The organism is Methylocystis sp. B8, assembly GCF_005771425.1.
Taxonomy (GTDB): Bacteria; Pseudomonadota; Alphaproteobacteria; order Rhizobiales; family Beijerinckiaceae; genus Methylocystis.
The window spans coordinates 209,858-229,446 of sequence record NZ_VBTZ01000003.1 but is presented as its reverse complement, the minus strand read 5'-3'; the positions used below and the strand labels follow the sequence as shown (position 1 = coordinate 229,446).

Genomic DNA, 19,589 nt, shown 5'->3' with positions numbered 1-19,589 from the left:
CGCCGAGCGGCGACAATATTTCCTGATCCATAGAACGGTCGGCTTACTCCGCCGCGAGAACCTGCGGCGGCGGGAAAGCGATTTCGATCAGCGTGCCTTCATTGTGACGGCTCTTGATGCTGAAGGAGGCGTGGTTCGCCTCGATAAGAGCCTTCGTTAGCGGCAATCCAAGCCCCGTGCCGCTCGCCCCGCGCGAAGCGTCCACCTGTCGGAATGGCTCCAAGGCGGTTGCGACATCCTCCTCCGACATGCCGATGCCGGTGTCCTTGACCCGAATGATGACAGAGCCGGCGTCGTTCAGCGCGCTTGAAACGATGACCTGCCCGCCCGGCTCGTTGAACTTTACTGCGTTCGACAAAAGATTGAGAAGGATCTGCTTCAGTGAGCGCGCGTCGGCGCACAGCGACGGCAGTCCCGGCGCAAGCGCGAGCCGTATGACGACGCGCCCCTGATTGGCCTGCGCCTGCATAATCGATGCGCATTCGGCGATGACTGCATTGGCGTCGACGCGCGCGAAGGAAAGCTCCATCTTCCCCGCTTCGATCTTGGAAAGATCTAGAAGATCGTTAACGAGCGACAGGACATGCGCGCCAGAGGCGTGCATGTCCTTCAAATATTCCTTGTAACGCGGAGAGCCGAGCGGCCCGAGACGTTCCTCGATCATTACTTCGGCAAAGCCGATGATTGCGTTCAGCGGCGTGCGAATCTCGTGCGAGACGCGGGTGAGAAAATCTGATTTCGCCGCATTCGCGCTTTCGGCGGCGAGCCGCGCCGCTTCAATCGCGCGCTCGTCTGAAGAAGCGTCCTCTCGGGGCTCGACGGAAATAAGAAGCGTCGGCTTTCCTTCAACCGGAAGCTGGCGCAGCGTGAGGTCGACGGGAAAGCCGCCGCCCCGCGGCGACATTATTAGCGGAAGCCGCGCGCTCGCGTCCTGGCGAAAAGCGGTAAGATGCTGCGCCAAGGTTTGCGCGTCGGACGGGCTAAGAACAGACACGAGGTTGCGGTTCGCAAGCGTTCTTGCATCGGCGCCAAAGCAGGCCGCGAACTGAGCGTTGGCCCTGATGATCGTCGCATCCACGGCCATAATCGCCAGCGGCGCGCGAGAAAGATCGAAGGCCCCGCTAAGCAGCGCATTCTCCGATTTCGTTCGCGCAAGTTTTTCTTCAAGCGCTCGGGCGAGCGCCAAAGCGCTTTGCTCCGGACCCCGCGCGATAAGTTCGTGGTTGCTCCCGAACGTCGTCGCCGGTTGGCCGTCGGCAGGAACCGGCGTTGAATTCCCGGCGGCGTCCGCTTGGGAAAGGACAGAACTGCCTTCCTTGAGCGCACGCGCGATTTCATCGAAAGCCAGGCGTTCGCTTGAGCTGAGGGCTTCCGCCGCATCGGAAGCGACGCGCGTGGGCGAAGGCGCGCGCAACATAATGACGTTATCAGCCAGTGAGCCCCGGGGGTTCTCGCGCTGAGACCCGGCTACCGCCGCTGGCGCCGCCACGCGAGCGCGGTCGAGATGCAGGACGCCATATCCCTGATAACCGAAAAACCGTTGCGCCGAATCCCTCAGCGGCAGAGCGCCGAGAGTCGTCGGCACGCTTCCACCTTCTAACGGCCACTCGACCTCTACCCCGCTCCATGCTCGGTGCGAGGCGACAGCGCGCGCAAACGCTGGATCGAGAGCGAGCGCCTGAGACGCATCCTTCACTGAGCGGCCTAAGATGTCGGCGGCGGCTTCGCCGAGCGCGTCGGCGAGCGCGTGGCTCACGTCGATGAAGCGCCCCTCCGCATCAGTCCTCCAAAGAAATCGCGGCGCACGGGCGCCGTGTCGGGCCGCAAGACGACGCCGAAGGTCCGCCGTTTCTTCGCTGATGGCGCCCGTGACCGCACTCGGGCGCTGATCATCCGCAGGCGCATCCGGCCGCACTCCCAGCGCGGCGATGAGAAAACAGCCGCCGCTTTCTTCCCCGAGGGTCCGGCAAAGAACGGTGACTATCTGCGCCTGCCCCAAAAAGCGCATGCGCAAACGCTCAAGGCGTAGGGCGGAGCTCTCACTCAGCGCAGAGATAACCTCGACCAGTCGCCGAGAGCCCGGATCATCGCCGCGAAACAGGAGATCGCTCATCCGTGCAGCGTCTTCGCCAAAGAGGACGCGAGCCTGATCGTTCATAAAAGCGACGCGGCGCGGATCGCCATCAGCGACGATGACGGGCGCGCCGGAGGCGTCGAGGGCGGAAAATACGGGGTCCGCAGCGACGCAAGCAGCTGCGCGCGCCCCCTCTTCGAGCTCCTGCTGCGAATCGCCCATTTGCCTACCGCCTCTGCCTGACGGTCTCGCTCGCGGCGCGCCGTTAGGCGTCTCGTCGGCTCAACGCTCACGGAAACGCCATCAAGTTAATCGCGGCCTTACACGAGGTCTATGAGCGTTGAACGGATTTCGACGCATTTCTCCGATAAAGGGTGAATTGCTCCTGCTGCGGCGCACAAATTTGTTGCATTGCAGCATAAAATGAGGCAGGATGGCTCGACTCGCCGGATCGTCGTTTGGGCTGGGCGCTCCGCGAGTGGTGATGTGGTTTAGTGCGGCGACAGTTTCTTTTTCACGGCACGGAGGTGCGCCATGGTCGAATCGATCTACCAAATTCCTACTGAAGTCCGCGATTTCGCTGAAAAAAGCGTCGAACAGGCGCGCAAGGCTTTTGAAGGTTTCGCCGGAGCGGCGCAGAAGGCGCTCGACACTTCAGCTGATGTTCCGTTTGGGCTGCAGAGCGCTAAGGACGTCAGCGTAAAGGCCCTGTCCTTCGCCGAAGCCAACGTCAACGCGGCCTTCGATCTCGCTCAGAAACTCGTCCACGCCAAGGATCCGCAGGAAGTCTTCAAGCTTCAGTCGGAGTTCGTGCAGGCGCAGCTAAAGACGATCCAAGAGCAGACCAAGGAGCTTGGCGCGTCCTTCCAGCGCTCGACGAAGTCCTAACTGGGAGAAGTTCAATGGCCAATCCGCAGAACAGTCCCCCCAAGTCCAAGCTTCCGGAAACCAAACGCGTGGCTTCTGTGGAGACGGACGCGGCCCCCCAGGCGAGCGGAGCTGTCAGCGCCGAGCCCGCGCCGGTTATAATCGAAGCGCAGAAGCCGTCGATTGCGTCGGCGCCGTCAACGGCCCTTGCGGTCGCCGTAGAAATAAAGTCGGCGGGAGCCGAGGAATTCGACCCGGCGCTCTGGTCGCAGAAGTCCATCGACCTTTGGGCCGAGAACGCCACCGCAGTTCTCGACTTCGCGGAACGGCTCGCCAAGGCCAAAACGCTCGACGAAGTTACAAATCTTCAGTCGCATTTCATGAGCGAACGGTTCGATACGCTGCTGCGTCATTCGAACGAACTACTCTCGCTCACGCAACGTATGTTCACTGTCTCCCTCGCGCCGCTCTACGGCGCGCGTGCTGCGTAAGCGTTAATAGTCACGTGAAGAGCGTCGCGGCGAGAACCGCGACGCTCTATCCTTTTACAGCGTCTCTACGATCATGGCGCGCAACTCCGGCGTGACTTCCGGCATGACGCCGGTCCAATCCCGAAACGCCGGGCGCGCCTGATGAAGCAGCATGCCAAGCCCGTCGACGGGCGTTGCGCCATGTTTACGGGCGGCCGCCAATAACGGCGTCTCCAAAGGCGCATAAACAATATCGGCGACGAGCGCCGATGTCGGCAATTCGGCGAGAGATAGATCGAGCGGCGGCTGGCCGACCATTCCCTGACTGGTCGCGTTGACGACAAGTCCTGCCCCCGCGAGTCCCGCTTCACGTTCGTCCCACGGAAGCGCCGCCACGCGCGGCCCGAAGTCGGCGGCAAGAATTTCGGCCCGCGCCAAAGTGCGGTTGAACAAACGAATCTCTCGCGCGCCCGCCTCGAGCAACCCGTCGACGATCGCGCGCGCGCCGCCGCCAGCCCCAATGATGACGCAAGGCGCGCTTTCGACCCGCCAAAATGGCGCAGCCTCGCGTAAAGAAGCGACGAAGCCATAGCCGTCGTAGTTACGGCCGATCAGGGCGCCGTTCTTTTCGACAACGACGCAATTGACGGCGCCGATTCGCGCCGCCGACTCGTCCACACGATCGAGAAACTGAAGCGCCGTCTCCTTGTGCGGAATCGTGAGATTGCAGCCGGCGAAACCGAGCGCTGGCATAGCGCGCAACGCCGCCTCGAGCCGTCCGGGTTCGACCGGCAGCGGCGCATAGCAGCCTTCGACGCCATATTGCGCGAACCAGTAATTATGAATCTTCGGCGAGCGCGAATGCGCGATCGGCCAGCCCATAACTCCGGCGAGAACAAAGCGGCGGCTGTTGGTCACGTCATCATCTCCCGATCACGCGTCAGGAGCGACGGAAAATCCGGCGCCGCAGAATTCGACGAGCGCCGCTTCGTCAGCCAGCTCTTCTCGCACTGCGTCGACTCGCGCAAGCCTTGGACCACGCCGCGCCGCCGAGATCAACGCTTCGAGCGCCGGACGCGGACCTGAGGCGACCGCCTCCACGGCGCCGTCACGCCTGTTGCGCGCCCAGCCCGTGAGATCGAGTAAAAGGGCCTCGCGAACAAGAAAGGCGCGATAGCCGACGCCCTGCACGCGGCCTTCAATGAAGAGTCGGATGATTTCCCGATCGCTCATGGTTCAACCGCAATGTTATCGATAAGCCGCGTGGCGCCGAGCGTCGCCGCCGCGAGCAGACGAATTGGACCGTCGTCGAGAGTTTCGACGGGGGCGAGCGTCTCCGCATTGCGCGCTTCGAGATAGTCGACATCAAAACCCGCTCCGGCAAGCGCGGCGCGCGCCGCGCCCGTCGCCGCGCCCATGTCGTCGCCGTTAAGGATGCGACGCGCCGCTTCTCTCAACGCGGCGCAAAGTTCCTTTGCGCGCTCGCGCTCCTCGGGCGAGAGGTAGATGTTGCGCGAAGACATCGCGAGGCCGTCCGCCTCGCGCAACGTCGGCGCGCCGAGAATTTCAGTCGCGATGTCGAGATCGCGCGCGAGCCGCTTGATCACTAGGAGCTGCTGATAGTCCTTCTCGCCAAAGACCGCGACGTCGGCCTGCGCTTGGTTGAGCAGTTTCGTCACCACCGTCGCGACGCCAGAAAAATGCGTCGGCCGAAATCGGTCTTCGAGGTCGGCGCGCGCAGGCCCGTCCAACACAACCTTCGTCGCAAATCCCGGCGGATAGATTTCTTCGACCGAAGGCGCGAAGACGAGATCAGCGACAACGCTCGAAAGCTTCTCGACATCGGCCGCAAGCGTGCGGGGATAGCGCGCGAAATCTTCATTCGGGCCGAACTGCGCCGGGTTGACAAAGATGGTGACGATGACGCGGTCAGCCACGCGACGCGCCGCCTCCACAAGCGACAAATGACCTGCATGGAGCGCGCCCATCGTCGGCACAAGTCCGATACGCTCGCCGGCAACGCGATGCGCGCGAACGTAACGGCGCAGTTCGTCGATCGCGCCGATGACAGGAACTTGCACATTCATGGACGGCGCCCTGATTGGTGGATGGAGGGCAGACCGGAGAGATAGTCAATATAATCGCCGGGCAGCGCCTGCGCGCGCGCCGCGGCGATGACGCCATCGAAATAGCCGCGGGGCGCCGCCCCGAGATCCGGCCTCCCGCCGACATAGGTCAGCGCATGGACCGAGCCGACGGGTTCGCGCAGGATGGCAAAGTTTTTCTTGGCGTAAAGTCCGCGAGCGACATCTTCGTAGCGATCGAGCGCCGCGACATCGCCGACCGCGACGTCCCACAGCACGCCATGAACGCTCATGCGCCGGTCCGGCGCTACGCTGACAAAGCCCGAAGCCATGAGAATCGTCCTATAACCCGCAAGCCGTCCGCGCCCGATGAGGCGAGAGCGCGGGCAGCGCGCCGCCATTGCAGAGGCGTCCATGTTTGAGCCATAGGCGAAATAGAGCGGCACGCGCAAATCCCGGTCGCGAAAAGTGCGACGCGTGCTATATCACGTCCGACGCGGAAGGGTGGCCGAGCGGTTTAAGGCACCGGTCTTGAAAACCGGCGTGGGGGCAACTCCACCGTGGGTTCGAATCCCACCCCTTCCGCCAGTTCGACGATATACGGTGCTCGGCCGCCATTTCTACACCGGGCATATTTTTGATTGTGGATGAGCGATCGCGATCCGCCGTTGGTTGCCAAAGTCGAGATCTGATCGCAAGACTTAGAGGATTGCAGATGCGCACCGCAGCGAGAGAGGTCATAGCAATAGCGTTAATTGCGAAGGTATCACTGGCCTATTGTTTAATCTTCGGCACCGCAGGAGCTTTTGGAGAGGAGCAGCAGCGCGCGCCGACGCCGAGGATCGATACCACGATCAATACCATATTGGTCGGCCCGAGTAAGAAAAGTTATAATGGACCGCTGACATTGCATTTTCTAAATCCGCTGGGCGCTCCTGAGCCCGTTCGAGGGGAGTACAAATTTCCGGATCCTGCCGGCCCAGGCGAGGTCGTTGGAACTGTCGGTATGGATCCAATGGGCCACTATAATCCATTAATCCTTACGGGCACGTGGTTTGAAGCCCGCGCAAACCTTAAATGCGAGCACTCGTACAAAGACGAGGTTGGCCCCGAAACTCCCGCCAAGGAATACTGGTATTAGGGCAGCTTTACTCTCACTTTTGCGGATAACACGTATCAAAGGTTCAAGGGCAAGTGGGGCTATTGCCTGAACGCGCCAACGATGATGTGGAGCAGTGACCCAGCCCCTTAACCGTCCATGCCGCATAGGTGACAAACGCTCGCGAATTACGCGTCCTCGCAATTGACAAAGCCTTCATATTGAGAAGGGAGACATAATCGTCGAGCCCATCACGCGCTGGCGGCGCTTGAGCCGGCTCGCGGTTCCATCAACCGCGAGCGCATGAGAGACGCCGCCGCTCGCGGCAGCCGATTAAACCGTCGCGCGTGGCGTTGAACTGAGCTGCCGGAACAGAGCGTCGAGAATCGGTCGCTGACCTTTGGTGATTTTACGCGCAGCCTTATCAGCATCGAACCATTCCGCGCAGTCCGCCTCCGGGAAATCTTCGAAACGCGCCGACTTCGGCGGCCACTCCATTCGGAATGTGTCGCTCTTGAACGACGCGAGATCGAAATCGCCCTCGAGCGCCCATACGATCAGCAGCTTGCCGCTCGGCTGACGAAATTCGCCGAGCTCGATGAAGACGCCTTGGGGCGTCGTTCCAGTTTCCTCCAGAAATTCGCGCTTGGCGGCCGACAGAGGCTCCTCGCCCTCCTCAAATAGTCCTTTCGGAATCGACCAGGCGCCCTCGTCCTTGCGCCGCCAATAGGGGCCGCCCGGATGGATCAGGAGAACCTGCGCCAAACCATGGACACGGCGGAATAGCAGAATGCCTGCGCTTCGCTTAGTCATTTCAAACCGCTCTCGCAGGTTCCAAATCTTTACGAAAGCATCTTTAAGGCTGCCGCGACTTTGTGACGATGAACGAAAACATAGGGGCCTCACGACCACGCATGAAGCTTTGCGAGCCGGGCGAATTTCTTGGAGTGGTGGCGTTCCATACGGACGAGCACGTCCTGCAGGAATCGCACGCCTTGTGGCAGATAGTCGCCTTTGTTGAGCATGACGCAATCTGCGCGCTGCGCCATCGCCGCGTCGGTGGTCTCGGCTCGACTGGCGACGCCTTCATGCACGAGTTGGTCAAGAACCTGGGTCGCCCAGATCACGGGCGCATGCGCGGCCTCGCATAGCCACAGAATTTCCTCCTGCATCTCAGAGAGGCGCGCGAAACCGACCTCGACCGCAAGATCGCCACGCGCGATCATCACGGCTGTCGGATGCCGGGCCGCAGACTGGACGATCAGGCGTGGAAGGTTACGGATTGCAAGCGGCGTTTCGATCTTGAGGACAAGCGTTTGTGCAGGTTTCTCCCCGCGCCGCGCGGCGAGTTCCGCTTGCAGCTGCATGACGTCTTCAACACGTTGAACGAATGAAAAGCCGACCAGATCCGCCGAACGCGCGACAAAGTCGAGGTCGCCCAAATCCTTGGACGTCAGCGACGAGAGCTCAAGGTCGATCGAAGGGAAATTCACGCCTTTAGCAGGCTTCAGCCGCAGCCCCTTCGCCCGAGCCGCGATGATTTCGAGCTCCGCGCCCTCTTTATCAACAGCGACGACCCGACCGGTGGCCTTGCCGTCGTCGAAAGAGACCTCCGAGCCGCAACGCAGTTGCGCAATGACCTGCGGAAAATTGAGCGAGAAAGCCAAGGGCCCGCTGCGCTGGTCGAGACGAGGAGCAAGACGCAGGCGCTCTCCTAGATGTAAGCGATATTTCTCCGGCGCGTGTACGGCCTCTATTCGCAGCTTCGGCCCCGCAATATCCATCATGACCTTACAAGTTCGGCCAAGACGCCGCGAGGCGGCGCGGACATTGTCGACCATCTGGCTCCAGGCGACAGCGTCATCATGTGCACAGTTGATGCGGGCGCAATCCATACCGGCATCAAGGAGGGCCGAGACGAGGCCCAAATCCGCGGCGGCTTCGCTGGGCAATGTCACCATAATGCGAGTCCGGCGCGCCGCTGTGCTTTCACCGAACATCCGATCGCAGGAGCGATTCAGCGCATCCTCGCCGGCGCGCATCGCAGCGAGGGGTGGATATTCAGCTTGTTCGCCGCACAGTCTGCAAAGGGTCGCCAGCAGCGCGTCGAGAGCGGGCATGACATCCGCTTCGCTGCGGCCGAGCGAGGAAAGGCCATAGGCGGCGAGGCGCAATTGAAGCGCCAACAAATCGTGGCTCCGGAGAGCGAGATAATAGGCCAGATTGGACGCCCCCTCCCCTGTCGCGCCCCACTCCAGGAGGCGCGCCTCGCCTTGGCGCAACACAGCGTCACGCAGCGACGCGACGTCATCTCGAAGTTCGCGGAGCTCGACTATCGCGTCTTCGGTTTTCAATTCATCACCGGCTCTTGTTGCGCATCCCGCCACGAAGTCTTACTCGCGGTTCCACCAGCCGCCGCCAAGCGCCATGAAAAGCGCCGCCGTGTCGGCGAGACGCGTCGCTTCAGCCTGCACGCGCAATAGCGAGGCTGAGAAATAGAGTCGCTGCGCAGTGAAGACGGCGATCTGAGAGACCTGTCCATACTTCAATTGCATGCGCACGATATCAAGGCTGCGTTTGGCGGCGTCTTCGCTCTTACGCGCGGTTTCGACCGCCTTGGCGTCCGACTGCAAGGAACGTAGCGCGTCAGTGACATTCTGGAACGCATTAACGACCGTGCTGCGATATTGCGCATCAGCCTGCTCCAGAGCCGCGACGGCCGAACGTTCCTTGTTCAATAGCGTCATGCCATCGAAAAGCGGCTGCGCGGCGTTCGCGGCGAGCGTGTACAAACCTGTTCCCGGGGCGAAGAGCTGCGCGACATGAAAGGCGCTCACGCCCAGATTGGCGGAGAGCGTGATGTTCGGCAGCCGAGCGGCGCGGGCGACGCCGACAGCGGCGGTCGCGGCATGCAGATTGGCTTCAGCCGCGCGAATGTCGGGACGTTGCTCGACAAGCATCGAGGGCACGCTCACCGGAACTGTCACCGGCAGCTTCAGTTGCGTGAGGTTGAATTTCTGCTCGATCTCTTCGAAGGAAAGACGGCCGGCCAGAGCGGTCAGAAGGTCGCGCTGCAGCGCGAGCTGCTTTTCGAGCGGCGGCAGGGCCTGCTCGGCCTGCGCGAGCGCCGCCTCCTGCGCGACGACATCCGCCTTGGCGATGGAGCCGAAGGAATATTGTCGCCTCAGGATTTCAAGGGAGTCCTTCAGGATCGCAATGATGTTTTTTGTCGCCTCGATCTGCCCGCGGATCGAAGCTTCCTGAATGGCCGCGACGACGACATTGGACGTGAGCGCCAGCCGCGCCGCCTCCATCTGGAACGCCGCCTGCTCGGTTTGCGCCTCGAGCGACTCGATATTCCGCCGGTTCAGCCCCCAAATGTCCGGCGCATAGCTGATCGAAAGCTGTTTCAAGAAAAGGCCGTAAGGCGCGTTTGGATTAACCGTCGCCGGGCTTGGCGTCGCTTGACCAGTGACGATGTTGTAGGGACTCGGGAAAAACTGGTTGAAAAGCGACTGGTTGATCGCGCCAAGCGCCCGATTGTTCGACTGCAGGTTCTGGCTTTCGTTGGCAAGGATCCCGACCTGGGGCAGGAGCACGCCCCTCTGCGCTTCGGCGGTGAAATAGGCGATGCGAATCCCCCCCTCTGCCGCCTCGAGCGAAGGATTGCGATCGAGCGCCTCGCGAACCAGCGTGTCGAGGGGCTTTGACCGAAAGAGCGTCCACCAATCCTCCGGGATGTCGCGTCCCTCGGCAAAATGCTGGCCCAGACCAGGGGAGGCTGTTTTTTCCGGAGTAAAATGCGGCGCCTCCGGCGCCGGCGGTTGAACAAAATCGGGACCGACCAAACAGCCCGAGAGCGCCGCCGCGAGCCCTGCAAGCGCCGCCGCGCGCAAAACTGGCGCGGCGCCGGCTTTTTGCCTGCATCTATGGCTCTTCTCGCTCATAAGCTAACTGTCAGACTCGGAGGATCTCATTGGCGCTGCCGCTCATGCGCCTTTCCATAAAACGTTCTATGACAAAATGCAGCGTCGGAATAATGAAGAGGATCAACCCGGTCGCCGCTAACAGTCCCCCGACGATCACCGTGCCGAGGCCGCGCTGAACGTCGCTGCCGACGCCTGTCGCGAGCGCCGCAGGCAGCATGCCCACCATCGGCACCGCGGACGTCATCAACACAGAGCGGAAGCGCTCCGCTGCGCCTTCAAGAACTTGATCGCGAAAGTTCGCGCGCTCATGGCCGTCAATCTCATCGCCCGCCTCCATGTCCGGTCGTCGCGCGCGCGCCGAGGCGACATGCACCGCAGTAACGCGATTGAGATGCGACACCATGATAATTCCATTTTGCACGGCGACGCCAAAAAGCGCCAAGAATCCCACGCCTGTCGCAACATTGAGCGTCTCGCGCGTCACGATCAGCAAGATCAGGCCGCCGAGCGCAGAGAGCGGCACCACGCCGAGGATCAGCAGCGCGTTTCTTAGCTTGGCGAAGCCAATGTAAAGGATCAGCAGCATCAGCAGCAGCACGACGCCGACGATGATCGTCAGCCGCGCCTGCGCGCGCTGCTGATTTTCAAATTTTCCGCTCCAGACGATGCTGTTGGCCTGCTTGTCATACGAAACTGTCTCGGCGACCTTCTTTTGGGCCTCGGCGAGATATGAGCTGAGGTCACGGTCGGCATAGTCGAGGCGAACGGTAAGCACGCGTTTCGTTTTTTCGTGCGAAATGGCGCTTTCTCCATTCTGCAACGTGATTTTTGATATCGCCGATAAGGGAATTTGCGCCCCCGAGGAGGATTTCACAAGAAGATCGCTGAGCTCTTCGGGACTGTTGCGCGATTGAAGAGGAAAGCGCACCGTCATGTCGTAGCTGCGATCGTTCACGTAAATCTGGCCGATCGAGGCGCCTCCGACGCCAACCTGGATCATATTCGAAACATCGGAAACATTGATGCCGTAACGCGCTGCCGCAGCGCGATCGATATGGAACGCAATCTGCGGTATCGGCGGCTCCTGTACGATCGATGTCTGAGTCGTGCCTTTCACCGTCTTCAGAGCGGCGACGACCTCATTGCCAATACGACGGGTCTCCTTGAGGTCCTCGCCAAAAATCTTGACCACCATCGCGCTATGAGCGCCGCTGACGAGATCATTGACGTTGTCGATGATCGGCTGGCTTACGCCGATATCCATTCCTGGAAGCTGACTGAGGCGCTTGGTCAGCTTTGTGATGAATTGTTCCTTCGTCTCACGATCGGGCCACGAATCGTAGCGGTTGAGGCCTATGGGCGCTTCGATATGACTCGTCGTCCATGGATCCGTGCGATCATCGTTCCGGCCGATCTGGGTGATGACGTAGGAGACTTCTGGAAACTCCATTACGGCTTTGCGCAAATCGCTCGCCATATCGGACGCTTTCTCGAACGATATGCCGCTCGGCATCTGCACCTGCAGCCAGAGCGAGCCTTCATCGAGATTTGGCAGAAAGTCGCGGCCCACCGTTCCGCCGGCCACGACGACGCCCCAAATCGCGAGCGCCGTCGTAACGTAGATGATCGCCGGCTGCTCAAGGCAGCGATAGAGCGCTTCCTTGTAGCGCTTTTCCATCCATTCGAGCACGCGATTGTGAAAGGGCTTCGATGGATAGCGTAGCGCCATATAGGCGAGGCCGGGCACGAGCATCAGCGTGCACAGCAGGGCGCCGATGAGCGCGTAGGCGATCGTGTAGGCGACCGGCGCAAAGAGTCTGGCCTCGACGCGCTCCAATCCCAAGAGCGGCACATAACCGGCGATGATGATAACGGTGGCGAAGAAGATCGGCCGCACCACTTGGCCGACGACGAATTGAACGTCAACGACTTGAAGCTCGCGGTCAGGGTTGTGCTCTCGCAGTCTGAGAATCGATTCCGTTACGATGATCGCGCCATCGACGATAATGCCGAAGTCGATCGACCCAAGGGACAGAAGATTCGCCGGCAGCTTGGTGAAATTCATCAGGATAAAGGCGAAGGCCAGAGACAGCGGAATCGTCGCCGCGACGACGAGCGAGCTGCGCGGGCTGCCGAGAAAAAGCATCAAGACGACGACGACGAGGACAATGCCCTCCGTGACGGTATGCGCCACCTTCGAGACCGTGAGTTGAACGAGTTCGTTGCGGTCCATGTAGGGGACGATTTTCACCTCTTGCGGCGCGAGTTGCGCATTCAGCTCATCAATTCTGTCATGCACCGCCTTCAAAACGACCGTGGCGTTGTCGCCCTTTAGCATTTGCACGACGCCCTGAATGGCGTTCGAATTGTAATCCTTGCCGAGCATGCCTTCGCGCTCTTGTGCGCTGTAGCGCGGCGTGCCGACGTCTTTGGTCAGCACGGGGACGCCGCCATGTTCAGCGATGACGATATTTCCAAGATCCTCCTTGGTGCGGACAAGGCCGATGCTGCGAATGACGTAGGATTGCTCTCCCCGCGTGATGCGGCTGCCGCCGGCGCTGGCGCTGTTTGCGACGATGGAGTTGGTGACGTCTGTCAATCCAAGCCCGTAGCGCTGCATCGCGACTGGATCGAGTTGGAGCTGGAACTGACGCGTGACGCCGCCAAAATTGGCGACGCTTGCAACGCCTGGGACCTGATTAAGCGCCGGAATGACGATCCAACGCTGAATTTCCGACAGGTCTTCGATGTTTTTGGTGTCGGACTCCAGAGTGTATCTGAGAATTTCGCCTGTCGGCCCGGTAAGCGGACCGAGCCCAGGTTGAATATTGGCAGGCAGCGAGACAAGCGCGAGGCGTTCCAACACGCGTTGGCGGGCCCAATAGTCCTCGACGCCGTCCTTGAACACCATGGTGATGAGCGACAGCGCGAAAGTGCTCGTCGAGCGAATGGTGAGGAGGCCCGGCGTGCTCGCGAGCGCGCGTTCAAGCGGGACTGTTATCTGCTGCTCGACTTCCTCGGCGGCCAAGCCAATCGCCCGAGTAGTCACAATAACTGTGACATCGCCGATTTCTGGATAGGCTTCGATCTTGAGTTGCGTCCACGAATAGACGCCAAACGCAAAGATGAGCGCTGTGGCCAGAATTACGCCGGCGCGGTGCTTGAGGCAGAACTCGACGATGCGCTCAATCATTCAGGAGGATCCCGCCGCGCACGACGATCCGCTGGCCGGCGTTCACCCCCAAAACGACCGTGACGCTATCGATGTCGGCTTCGGGCTGGACCGGCCTTCGCTCGAAGGTCCAAGGGGCGACTTCGACGAAAACGCTGGATGCGTCGTTGACCATCATAAGCGCTGACGCTGGAACCACCACGCGTTGCGACGGCGGTGAGAAGAAGCGCACCGTCGCGAACATGTTCAGCTTGAACATGCCGTGCGGGTTGTCGAAAGCGATGCGCACCTTGTTGCGGCGCGTATCCGCTTCAAGCAATTGGCTGATGATTTCGACCTTGCCAGGAAATACTTCCCGTGGATAGGCGACAAGCGAAACTTCTACCCGCTCGCCCTTTTGAACAAAGGCGAGATCCTTCTCCTGCACGTTGGCGGTGACCCATACGCGATCGAGGTTGGAGATGGTCATCATCGGCGATGTTGTGTTGTCGATAAAGTCGCCGGGCGCGGTATCGAGCGCCGTGATCGTGCCATCGATCGGCGCGTTAAGGGTGATCTTACGCTGGCCGGTGACCTTGCTGTTGTCGCCAATCACGTCGAGCCGGGCTTCGGCGCGCTTCAATTCCGACGTCGCCTGCAGAAAGTCGTTCTGCGCTTGCTCAAGTTCTCTAAGCGCAAGACCGCCGGCCTTGTTCAATCCAGTGGCGCGATCCAAGGCGCTCTTGGTAAGCTTTGCGGAAGCGCGGGCCTTTTCGGCGTCGGCCACGGCCTGCGCCAGATCGCCCGAATCAATAGTCGCGAGCGGCTGGCCCTTCGTGACGTTGTCGCCAAGCTCGACGTTTAGTTCGCTGACGCGCCCATTGACGGGCGCCAACACGCGAACCGTCCTGGCCGGATCGGCCTCGACTGTGCCGGGCACGACGCGACTGAGGCTGACGTTCCGGGTTTCGACAGGGGCCACGGCAATATGGGCGCGATAGGGCGACCCATCAGGGATGAATATCGCCTTGCCCTTGCGCACGACCGGGGGCATGCGCCGCCCGTCCGCCGCTCTCCCAGTCTCGTCTCGGAAAAAGCTCCCTTGCGGGCTCAACCGATAAACGAGAGCTCCGACCAGGGCCAAAGCGCCAAAAACCGTCGCCGCAATGACAATTTGGCGTCGGCTCAAAGAGATGCGGCTCGCGAGACCCAACGCCTGTTTCACGTCCAGATTGCCGCCTAGCGGACGAAAGCCAAAATCCGACGCTTACTCTCACGAGCGCGGCGGGATAATCAAGAGGTTACTCCAAGCACTGTGAAGTGCGACTGAATAGTGACAGCGAACTGAATGCAGATATCTTAGCTGTGAATGATTTGTTTCTGAAATGTTGCTGTCAACGCATCGCTCGCAGCCTGCCCGGACCTGCGGCATTGGCCAAGGGAGCTAAGGGTCGACCTCGACGCTTCGCCCGCATAAATGACCCGGCATCACAATAGTCCCGATTACGCAGCCGCGACGGGCATGTCATGCGCATGCACATCGCGGCCCGAGTGCTTTGCGAGAATTCGCTTGGCCGTTTCTTCCAGCGCCGAATTTCGTGTTCTGACCCAGAGCAGCAGGCCGCCGTGGTCCAGTTGTTCCTGGAGATATTTTGCGTGGCGGTCATCCATGAACTCGCCGAGGACGGCGCCGATCAGACCGCCGACTTCCGCTCCGACGACGCCGCTGACGAGAAGCATTGCGAGCGCTCCGCCTGACGCGAGCACAGCGCCAGCCGCCGCGGCCGCGCCGACATAGACAAGGGCGCCGATGATGGCGCCGCTTTTCGTGCTACGAGATTCTTTCGGCACATAAGCAACACGAGGCGCGTCACCATCATCTTCGATGTCCTCGACTTTCTCATATTTATGGCCAAGTTTGGCGACAACGGCCTTTTCGCCCGCAAGCAGGCTGACGTCGCCGAGATCGAAGCCCGAATTCAGCAATTCAGCGATTGCGCTGTCGAGCGCATAGCCGTCCGCGAAAACGCCGACGACTTCTCGCGCCCGCCATTCGTCCACCCTGGTCATCCCGCCCTCCCCACCCGCAAAACGCCGAACCAGACTGCCGCGTTGGCGGCCGTTCAGGGCGGAGAGTGCTGCCGAAGGGCGGCCTTGGCAAGTGCCGTATGGGTGGCGGGGAAGCTCGTGCTAGGCTGACCGCGCGGCGGTGGCGGACGCCGCCAAAAGGCAAAGATACTCCCAGGCCATCGTCGCGCCGGCGAGCGCGGTGACCTCGGAGACGTCATAGGCAGGCGCGACTTCAACCACATCCATTCCGACGAAGTTCAAACCGGAAAGCTTGCGGATAATCGCCCGCGCCTGCCAAGTCGCGAGGCCGCCGATTTCCGGCGTGCCGGTTCCAGGCGCAAAGGCCGGATCGAGCGCGTCAACGTCGAAGGTCAAATAGACTGGGGCGTCGCCGACAACCTCGATAATGCGCGCGGCGACGGCCGCTGGGCCCCTCTCGTGAACGTCCTGCGCAGCAACCACCGTGACGCCGCGTCCAAGCGTCCAGTCGTAGACTTCGCGTTGAACCGGCGAGCGTATGCCGATCTGGATCATGCGATGCGCGTCGACAACGCCTTCGTTGATCGCATGATAGAACATCGAGCCATGCGCATAAGGCTGGCCGAAATTCTCGGGCCATGTGTCGACGTGGGCGTCGAAATGGATCAGCGCCAGAGGTCCGCGCTTTTTTGCGCAAGCGCGCAACAAGGGCAGCGTGATTCCATGATCGCCGCCAAGCGTCACGAGATGCGCATGGGATGAGGCCTGCTCCTCGATGAGTTTCAAAGTTGCGACGATATCGCCGAGCGCTATGGCGAAATCCCCAATGTCGGCGAGCGGTAGACTGAGCGGCGATGTCCACAGCGAGGGATGATCGCCGTCGATCAGCATACGGCTTGCATGACGAATCGCCGTCGGCCCGAAGCGCGCGCCGCTGCGGTTGGTCGTTCCAATATCGAAAGGGACGCCCGCGACAGCAACTGCCGCGTCGGCGCGCGACTCAGCGCCGAGAAAGGTCGGCCTCGCGGAGAAGGTCGGCGTTCCGCTCATGGCGCGCCTTCCAGTTTTGTAAAGCGGAACACCGCCGCCGCGATCGTGCAGGTCCACTCGCCGCCTCGCGCGCCTTCCGCCGCAGCGGTCAGAGAAAGGCTTTCGACGATGAGCTCGCTGGTTTCATAGACCTTCTTGCGCTCGTTCCATGCGGCATCGGGATCGAATTCAATCCCGAGCGTCGAAGCGAGCATCGTTGCCGCGAGGTCTTCAGCATAGTCGCCGCTTTCGCGCTCCGTCATGCCATGACCGTGATGTTCCGAAATATAGCCGTAGAGCGTGGGCTCCTTTGGCCGCGCAAGGCCGATGCTCGCCGTGATACGTCGGCCGGGCTCGTCAGTCTCGGCGCGCGCAAGCACCGTAAAAGTGATTTCGCCGGGTTGAAGCGTCGCGACGCCTCTCTCCACCGGAACAACGTCGCATCCCGCGGGCAGAATGGACGAAACCGCCACGAGATTCTGTTGTTCGATGTCGGCGTCGCGCAGCGCATATTCGAACGCCGTCAGACGATGGCGATGGACGCCGACGCCGCGCGTAAGAAAGACGCATTGCGGAATGGGAAACATCCAACGCCCTCCATGGCGACTCGTGGCGACCGTCCAGGATAGTGAAAAGACCTCTCACTTATTGCAGGCTGGCGTCGGCTGTACGACGAGATCCGTCATATCGCCGCGCAAGACGAAGTCGCCGTAGTCGAGCTTCAGCGCGCGCGAGACGCCGTTCTCATAAAGATCGAAGGAAAGCACATAAATCGGCTGGCCGTCCTTTTTGCCGAGGTCGAAATAGGAGATCGCCACCGGCCAGCGCCGAATATTATCGAGCGCGTTCACGCGCGCGGCCTTTTCCTGCGGCGGCTCAGTCTTCGGCTCACCGATGATCGTTAAGGTGTCAAAGGCCTTTTCTCCGTCCCCAGTGCCGTCAAAGACCCGCGCTTCAAGCAGGCGTTCGCCAGCGACGGCCGACGCCACGATCTTGCGCAGATGTTCGGTCGGAAACAGCATTGGGCCGGTCAGTTCCAGACGCGCGCGCTTGGGCTTGGAAAGGTCGATGGAAAGCAGGGCCTCGCTGGATTTCTTGGCCTTTCCGTCGACTTCCTCGGTGCGAGAATTATCGACCTTGGTTTCCACCTTGAATCGAAAATCGGCGCCGTCGCCGCCCTCGAAGGTCGCCGAGCGCATGTCTGAGAGCTTGGCCGCGCCTTCGGACGGCTGCAGTTCGGTGATCTGGCGGAAATTCTGCACATAGCCGTCGCATGCCGAACCCGAGAAATCAAAGGCGATACGGCCGCGAGCCTGCGCCGGCGCCTTTGCGCCGCTCGCTTTTGCGAGGCTCAAATCGTAAACGGCCCGATGGTTCGCGAGCGGCAGTGCGCGCTCGGCAAACGCCTGACCGATCGGCGTCGCCACGCTGATTGCGGCGGCCAGCACGCGTAACCAAATCATCGCACCTCTTTCCGTGTGAGCGCATCAGCGACGCCATTGCGTCGTGTGAAGTAGGAAACTAGGGTCGCGCTTGATTGGGAGCAACGACTTTCTCTATTGAGGCGCCATGACCGCATCGTCCGACACCCCGCTTGCTCGGCTGAAGGAGCTGGGCCTGACGCTGCCGCCTGCGGCGGCGCCTGTCGCCAATTATGTTCCTTTCGCGCGCGCGGGCGCACTGCTCTTCATATCGGGACAGCTGCCGATCGGCGCCAATGGCGTCGATCCGGCGCATCAAGGCAAACTCGGCGTCGGGGTTGCTCTCGAAGCCGGGCAAGCTGCGGCGCGCCAGGCGGCGCTCAATGTTCTTGCCCAGGCCAACGCCGCAGTCGGTGACCTTTCCAAGCTGCGCGCCGTTCGGCTTGGCGGCTACGTCAACAGCGCGCCGGACTTCGCCTCGCTCCCGCAAGTTGTCAACGGCGCCTCCGATCTCGTCGCCGCCGTTTTGGGCGAGAACGGCAAACATGCGCGTTTCGCCGTCGGCGTGGCGCAACTGCCGCTTAACGCCGCCGTTGAAGTCGAGGGAATCTTCGAGATTTTGTCGTGAACGGACGCGATTTTTCGTGGTTGACGGCGCGGCCGATCGCGCACCGCGGATTGCATGACGCGTCAAAGGGCGTGATCGAAAATTCGATTTCGGCCGCCCGCGCCGCGGTCGCCGCCGGTTTTGGCGTTGAATGCGACGTGCAGCTCACAGCTGATGGCGAACTTGTCGTTTTTCACGACGAGACGCTCGAACGATTGACTGACGGCTCCGGCGTGGTCGCCAGGCGCAGCGCGGCTGAGTTGCGTCGCCTGAAATTGCGCGGCGCGAATGACTCCATTCCGAGCTTTTCCGAATTTCTCGGCGCGATCGACGGGCGAACGCCGATTGTCGTCGAGATCAAGAGCGCCTTCAACAGCGACACGACGGTCTCCCATCGCACGGCGTTGGCGCTGGCGCGCTATGAGGGACTTGTCGCCGTCGAAAGCTTTGATCCCGATCAGATCGCCTTTCTGCGCGCGCGAGCAGCCGCCCTCGGAATCGCGCATCGACCGCTCGGCATAGTCGGCGAAGCGCATTACAGCGAAGAGGATTGGCCACAATTGTCCGCGGCGCAGCGGGCTGAGCTGACCAACTTCCTGCACTATAAGCGCACGCTGCCGGATTTCCTGTCTTGGCGCGTGGGCGATCTTCCGCACGCGATTCCCTTGCTTATGCGCGACGCGCTCAGAATTCCGGTCACGGCCTGGACCGTGCGCTCGCCTGAGATGGCGGCGCGGGCGCGAGAATGGACCGATCAAATCGTCTTTGAAGGCTTTACGCCATAAAAACCCGCGCACGGCGATCACTGA

Annotated in this window: 19 protein-coding genes and 1 tRNA gene; 6 read left to right on the top strand and 14 right to left on the bottom strand. The window is 61.2% G+C overall.

Annotated elements, in window-relative coordinates:
- Nucleotides 1–43 precede the first annotated feature (43 nt).
- Nucleotides 44–2,296, bottom strand: coding sequence for an ATP-binding protein (locus FEV16_RS17435; protein WP_138167073.1), 2,253 nt, complete (start codon nt 2,294–2,296; stop codon nt 44–46).
- A gap of 312 nt (nt 2,297–2,608) precedes the next feature.
- Here FEV16_RS17435 and FEV16_RS07840 point away from each other — a divergent pair, with 312 nt between their 5' ends.
- On the top strand, nt 2,609–2,962 hold the full coding sequence (locus FEV16_RS07840; RefSeq protein WP_138167072.1) for a phasin: 354 nt from the start codon (nt 2,609–2,611) through the stop codon (nt 2,960–2,962).
- Nucleotides 2,963–2,976: 14 nt separating this feature from the next.
- Entirely contained in the window at nt 2,977–3,432 is a 456-nt protein-coding gene (locus FEV16_RS07835) for a phasin family protein (RefSeq protein ID WP_138167071.1), read from the top strand.
- 54 nt (nt 3,433–3,486) lie between these two features.
- Here FEV16_RS07835 and FEV16_RS07830 read toward each other — a convergent pair whose 3' ends face one another.
- From FEV16_RS07830 to FEV16_RS07815, 4 genes are read right to left on the bottom strand one after another with little or no spacing between them, the layout of a single operon-like run.
- Entirely contained in the window at nt 3,487–4,329 is an 843-nt protein-coding gene (locus FEV16_RS07830; RefSeq protein ID WP_138167070.1) for a shikimate dehydrogenase, read from the bottom strand.
- Nucleotides 4,330–4,344: 15 nt separating this feature from the next.
- Nucleotides 4,345–4,644: an acylphosphatase gene (locus FEV16_RS07825; RefSeq protein ID WP_138167069.1), complete on the bottom strand. Its 300-nt coding sequence runs from the start codon at nt 4,642–4,644 to the stop codon at nt 4,345–4,347.
- The gene (gene panC, locus FEV16_RS07820; protein ID WP_138167068.1) at nt 4,641–5,498 is read right to left on the bottom strand and encodes a pantoate--beta-alanine ligase; all 858 of its coding nucleotides are present in this window, start codon (nt 5,496–5,498) and stop codon (nt 4,641–4,643) included. The genes FEV16_RS07825 and panC overlap by 4 nt, the downstream gene beginning before the upstream one ends.
- Nucleotides 5,495–5,947 (bottom strand): gamma-glutamylcyclotransferase family protein, encoded by a 453-nt coding sequence (locus FEV16_RS07815; protein WP_138167067.1) that lies wholly within the window; start codon nt 5,945–5,947, stop codon nt 5,495–5,497. Before FEV16_RS07815 ends, panC begins: the two co-directional genes overlap by 4 nt.
- 46 nt (nt 5,948–5,993) lie before the next feature.
- Between FEV16_RS07815 and FEV16_RS07810 the strand changes: the two genes are divergently transcribed.
- Together FEV16_RS07810 and FEV16_RS07805 are read left to right on the top strand one after the other, a co-directional pair.
- Nucleotides 5,994–6,083 (top strand) — tRNA-Ser (locus FEV16_RS07810).
- A 127-nt stretch (nt 6,084–6,210) separates the two neighbouring features.
- A complete protein-coding gene (locus FEV16_RS07805) occupies nt 6,211–6,636 on the top strand; it encodes a hypothetical protein (protein ID WP_138167066.1) in 426 nt (141 codons plus the stop codon).
- A 291-nt stretch (nt 6,637–6,927) separates the two neighbouring features.
- Here the strand turns inward: FEV16_RS07805 and FEV16_RS07800 are convergent, their stop codons facing one another.
- From FEV16_RS07800 to FEV16_RS07760, 9 genes are all read right to left on the bottom strand, one after another.
- On the bottom strand, nt 6,928–7,407 hold the full coding sequence (locus FEV16_RS07800) for an NUDIX domain-containing protein (RefSeq protein WP_138167065.1): 480 nt from the start codon (nt 7,405–7,407) through the stop codon (nt 6,928–6,930).
- An 89-nt stretch (nt 7,408–7,496) separates the two neighbouring features.
- Nucleotides 7,497–8,948: a pyruvate kinase gene (locus FEV16_RS07795; protein ID WP_246657221.1), complete on the bottom strand. Its 1,452-nt coding sequence runs from the start codon at nt 8,946–8,948 to the stop codon at nt 7,497–7,499.
- A 39-nt stretch (nt 8,949–8,987) separates the two neighbouring features.
- Complete coding sequence (locus FEV16_RS07790; protein ID WP_138167063.1) at nt 8,988–10,541, bottom strand: efflux transporter outer membrane subunit; 1,554 nt, start codon at nt 10,539–10,541, stop codon at nt 8,988–8,990.
- A gap of 10 nt (nt 10,542–10,551) precedes the next feature.
- A complete protein-coding gene (locus tag FEV16_RS07785; protein WP_138167062.1) occupies nt 10,552–13,716 on the bottom strand; it encodes a CusA/CzcA family heavy metal efflux RND transporter in 3,165 nt (1,054 codons plus the stop codon).
- Entirely contained in the window at nt 13,709–14,728 is a 1,020-nt protein-coding gene (locus FEV16_RS07780) for an efflux RND transporter periplasmic adaptor subunit (RefSeq protein ID WP_246657220.1), read from the bottom strand. The genes FEV16_RS07785 and FEV16_RS07780 overlap by 8 nt, the downstream gene beginning before the upstream one ends.
- Before the next feature lie 449 nt (nt 14,729–15,177).
- Nucleotides 15,178–15,744 (bottom strand): hypothetical protein, encoded by a 567-nt coding sequence (locus FEV16_RS07775; protein WP_138167060.1) that lies wholly within the window; start codon nt 15,742–15,744, stop codon nt 15,178–15,180.
- 120 nt (nt 15,745–15,864) lie between these two features.
- Complete coding sequence (gene speB, locus FEV16_RS07770; protein WP_138167059.1) at nt 15,865–16,773, bottom strand: agmatinase; 909 nt, start codon at nt 16,771–16,773, stop codon at nt 15,865–15,867.
- Nucleotides 16,770–17,339, bottom strand: a complete 570-nt coding sequence (locus tag FEV16_RS07765; protein WP_138167058.1) for an arginine decarboxylase, pyruvoyl-dependent — start codon at nt 17,337–17,339, stop codon at nt 16,770–16,772. Before FEV16_RS07765 ends, speB begins: the two co-directional genes overlap by 4 nt.
- A 54-nt stretch (nt 17,340–17,393) precedes the next feature.
- On the bottom strand, nt 17,394–18,215 hold the full coding sequence (locus FEV16_RS07760) for a cell envelope integrity EipB family protein (protein ID WP_138167057.1): 822 nt from the start codon (nt 18,213–18,215) through the stop codon (nt 17,394–17,396).
- 106 nt (nt 18,216–18,321) lie between these two features.
- On the opposite strand from FEV16_RS07760, the gene FEV16_RS07755 reads away from it, so the two are divergent.
- Both FEV16_RS07755 and FEV16_RS07750 read left to right on the top strand, forming a co-directional pair.
- Nucleotides 18,322–18,801: a RidA family protein gene (locus FEV16_RS07755; RefSeq protein ID WP_138167056.1), complete on the top strand. Its 480-nt coding sequence runs from the start codon at nt 18,322–18,324 to the stop codon at nt 18,799–18,801.
- Complete coding sequence (locus FEV16_RS07750) at nt 18,798–19,565, top strand: glycerophosphodiester phosphodiesterase family protein (protein WP_138167055.1); 768 nt, start codon at nt 18,798–18,800, stop codon at nt 19,563–19,565. The genes FEV16_RS07755 and FEV16_RS07750 overlap by 4 nt, the downstream gene beginning before the upstream one ends.
- Nucleotides 19,566–19,589 lie beyond the last annotated feature (24 nt).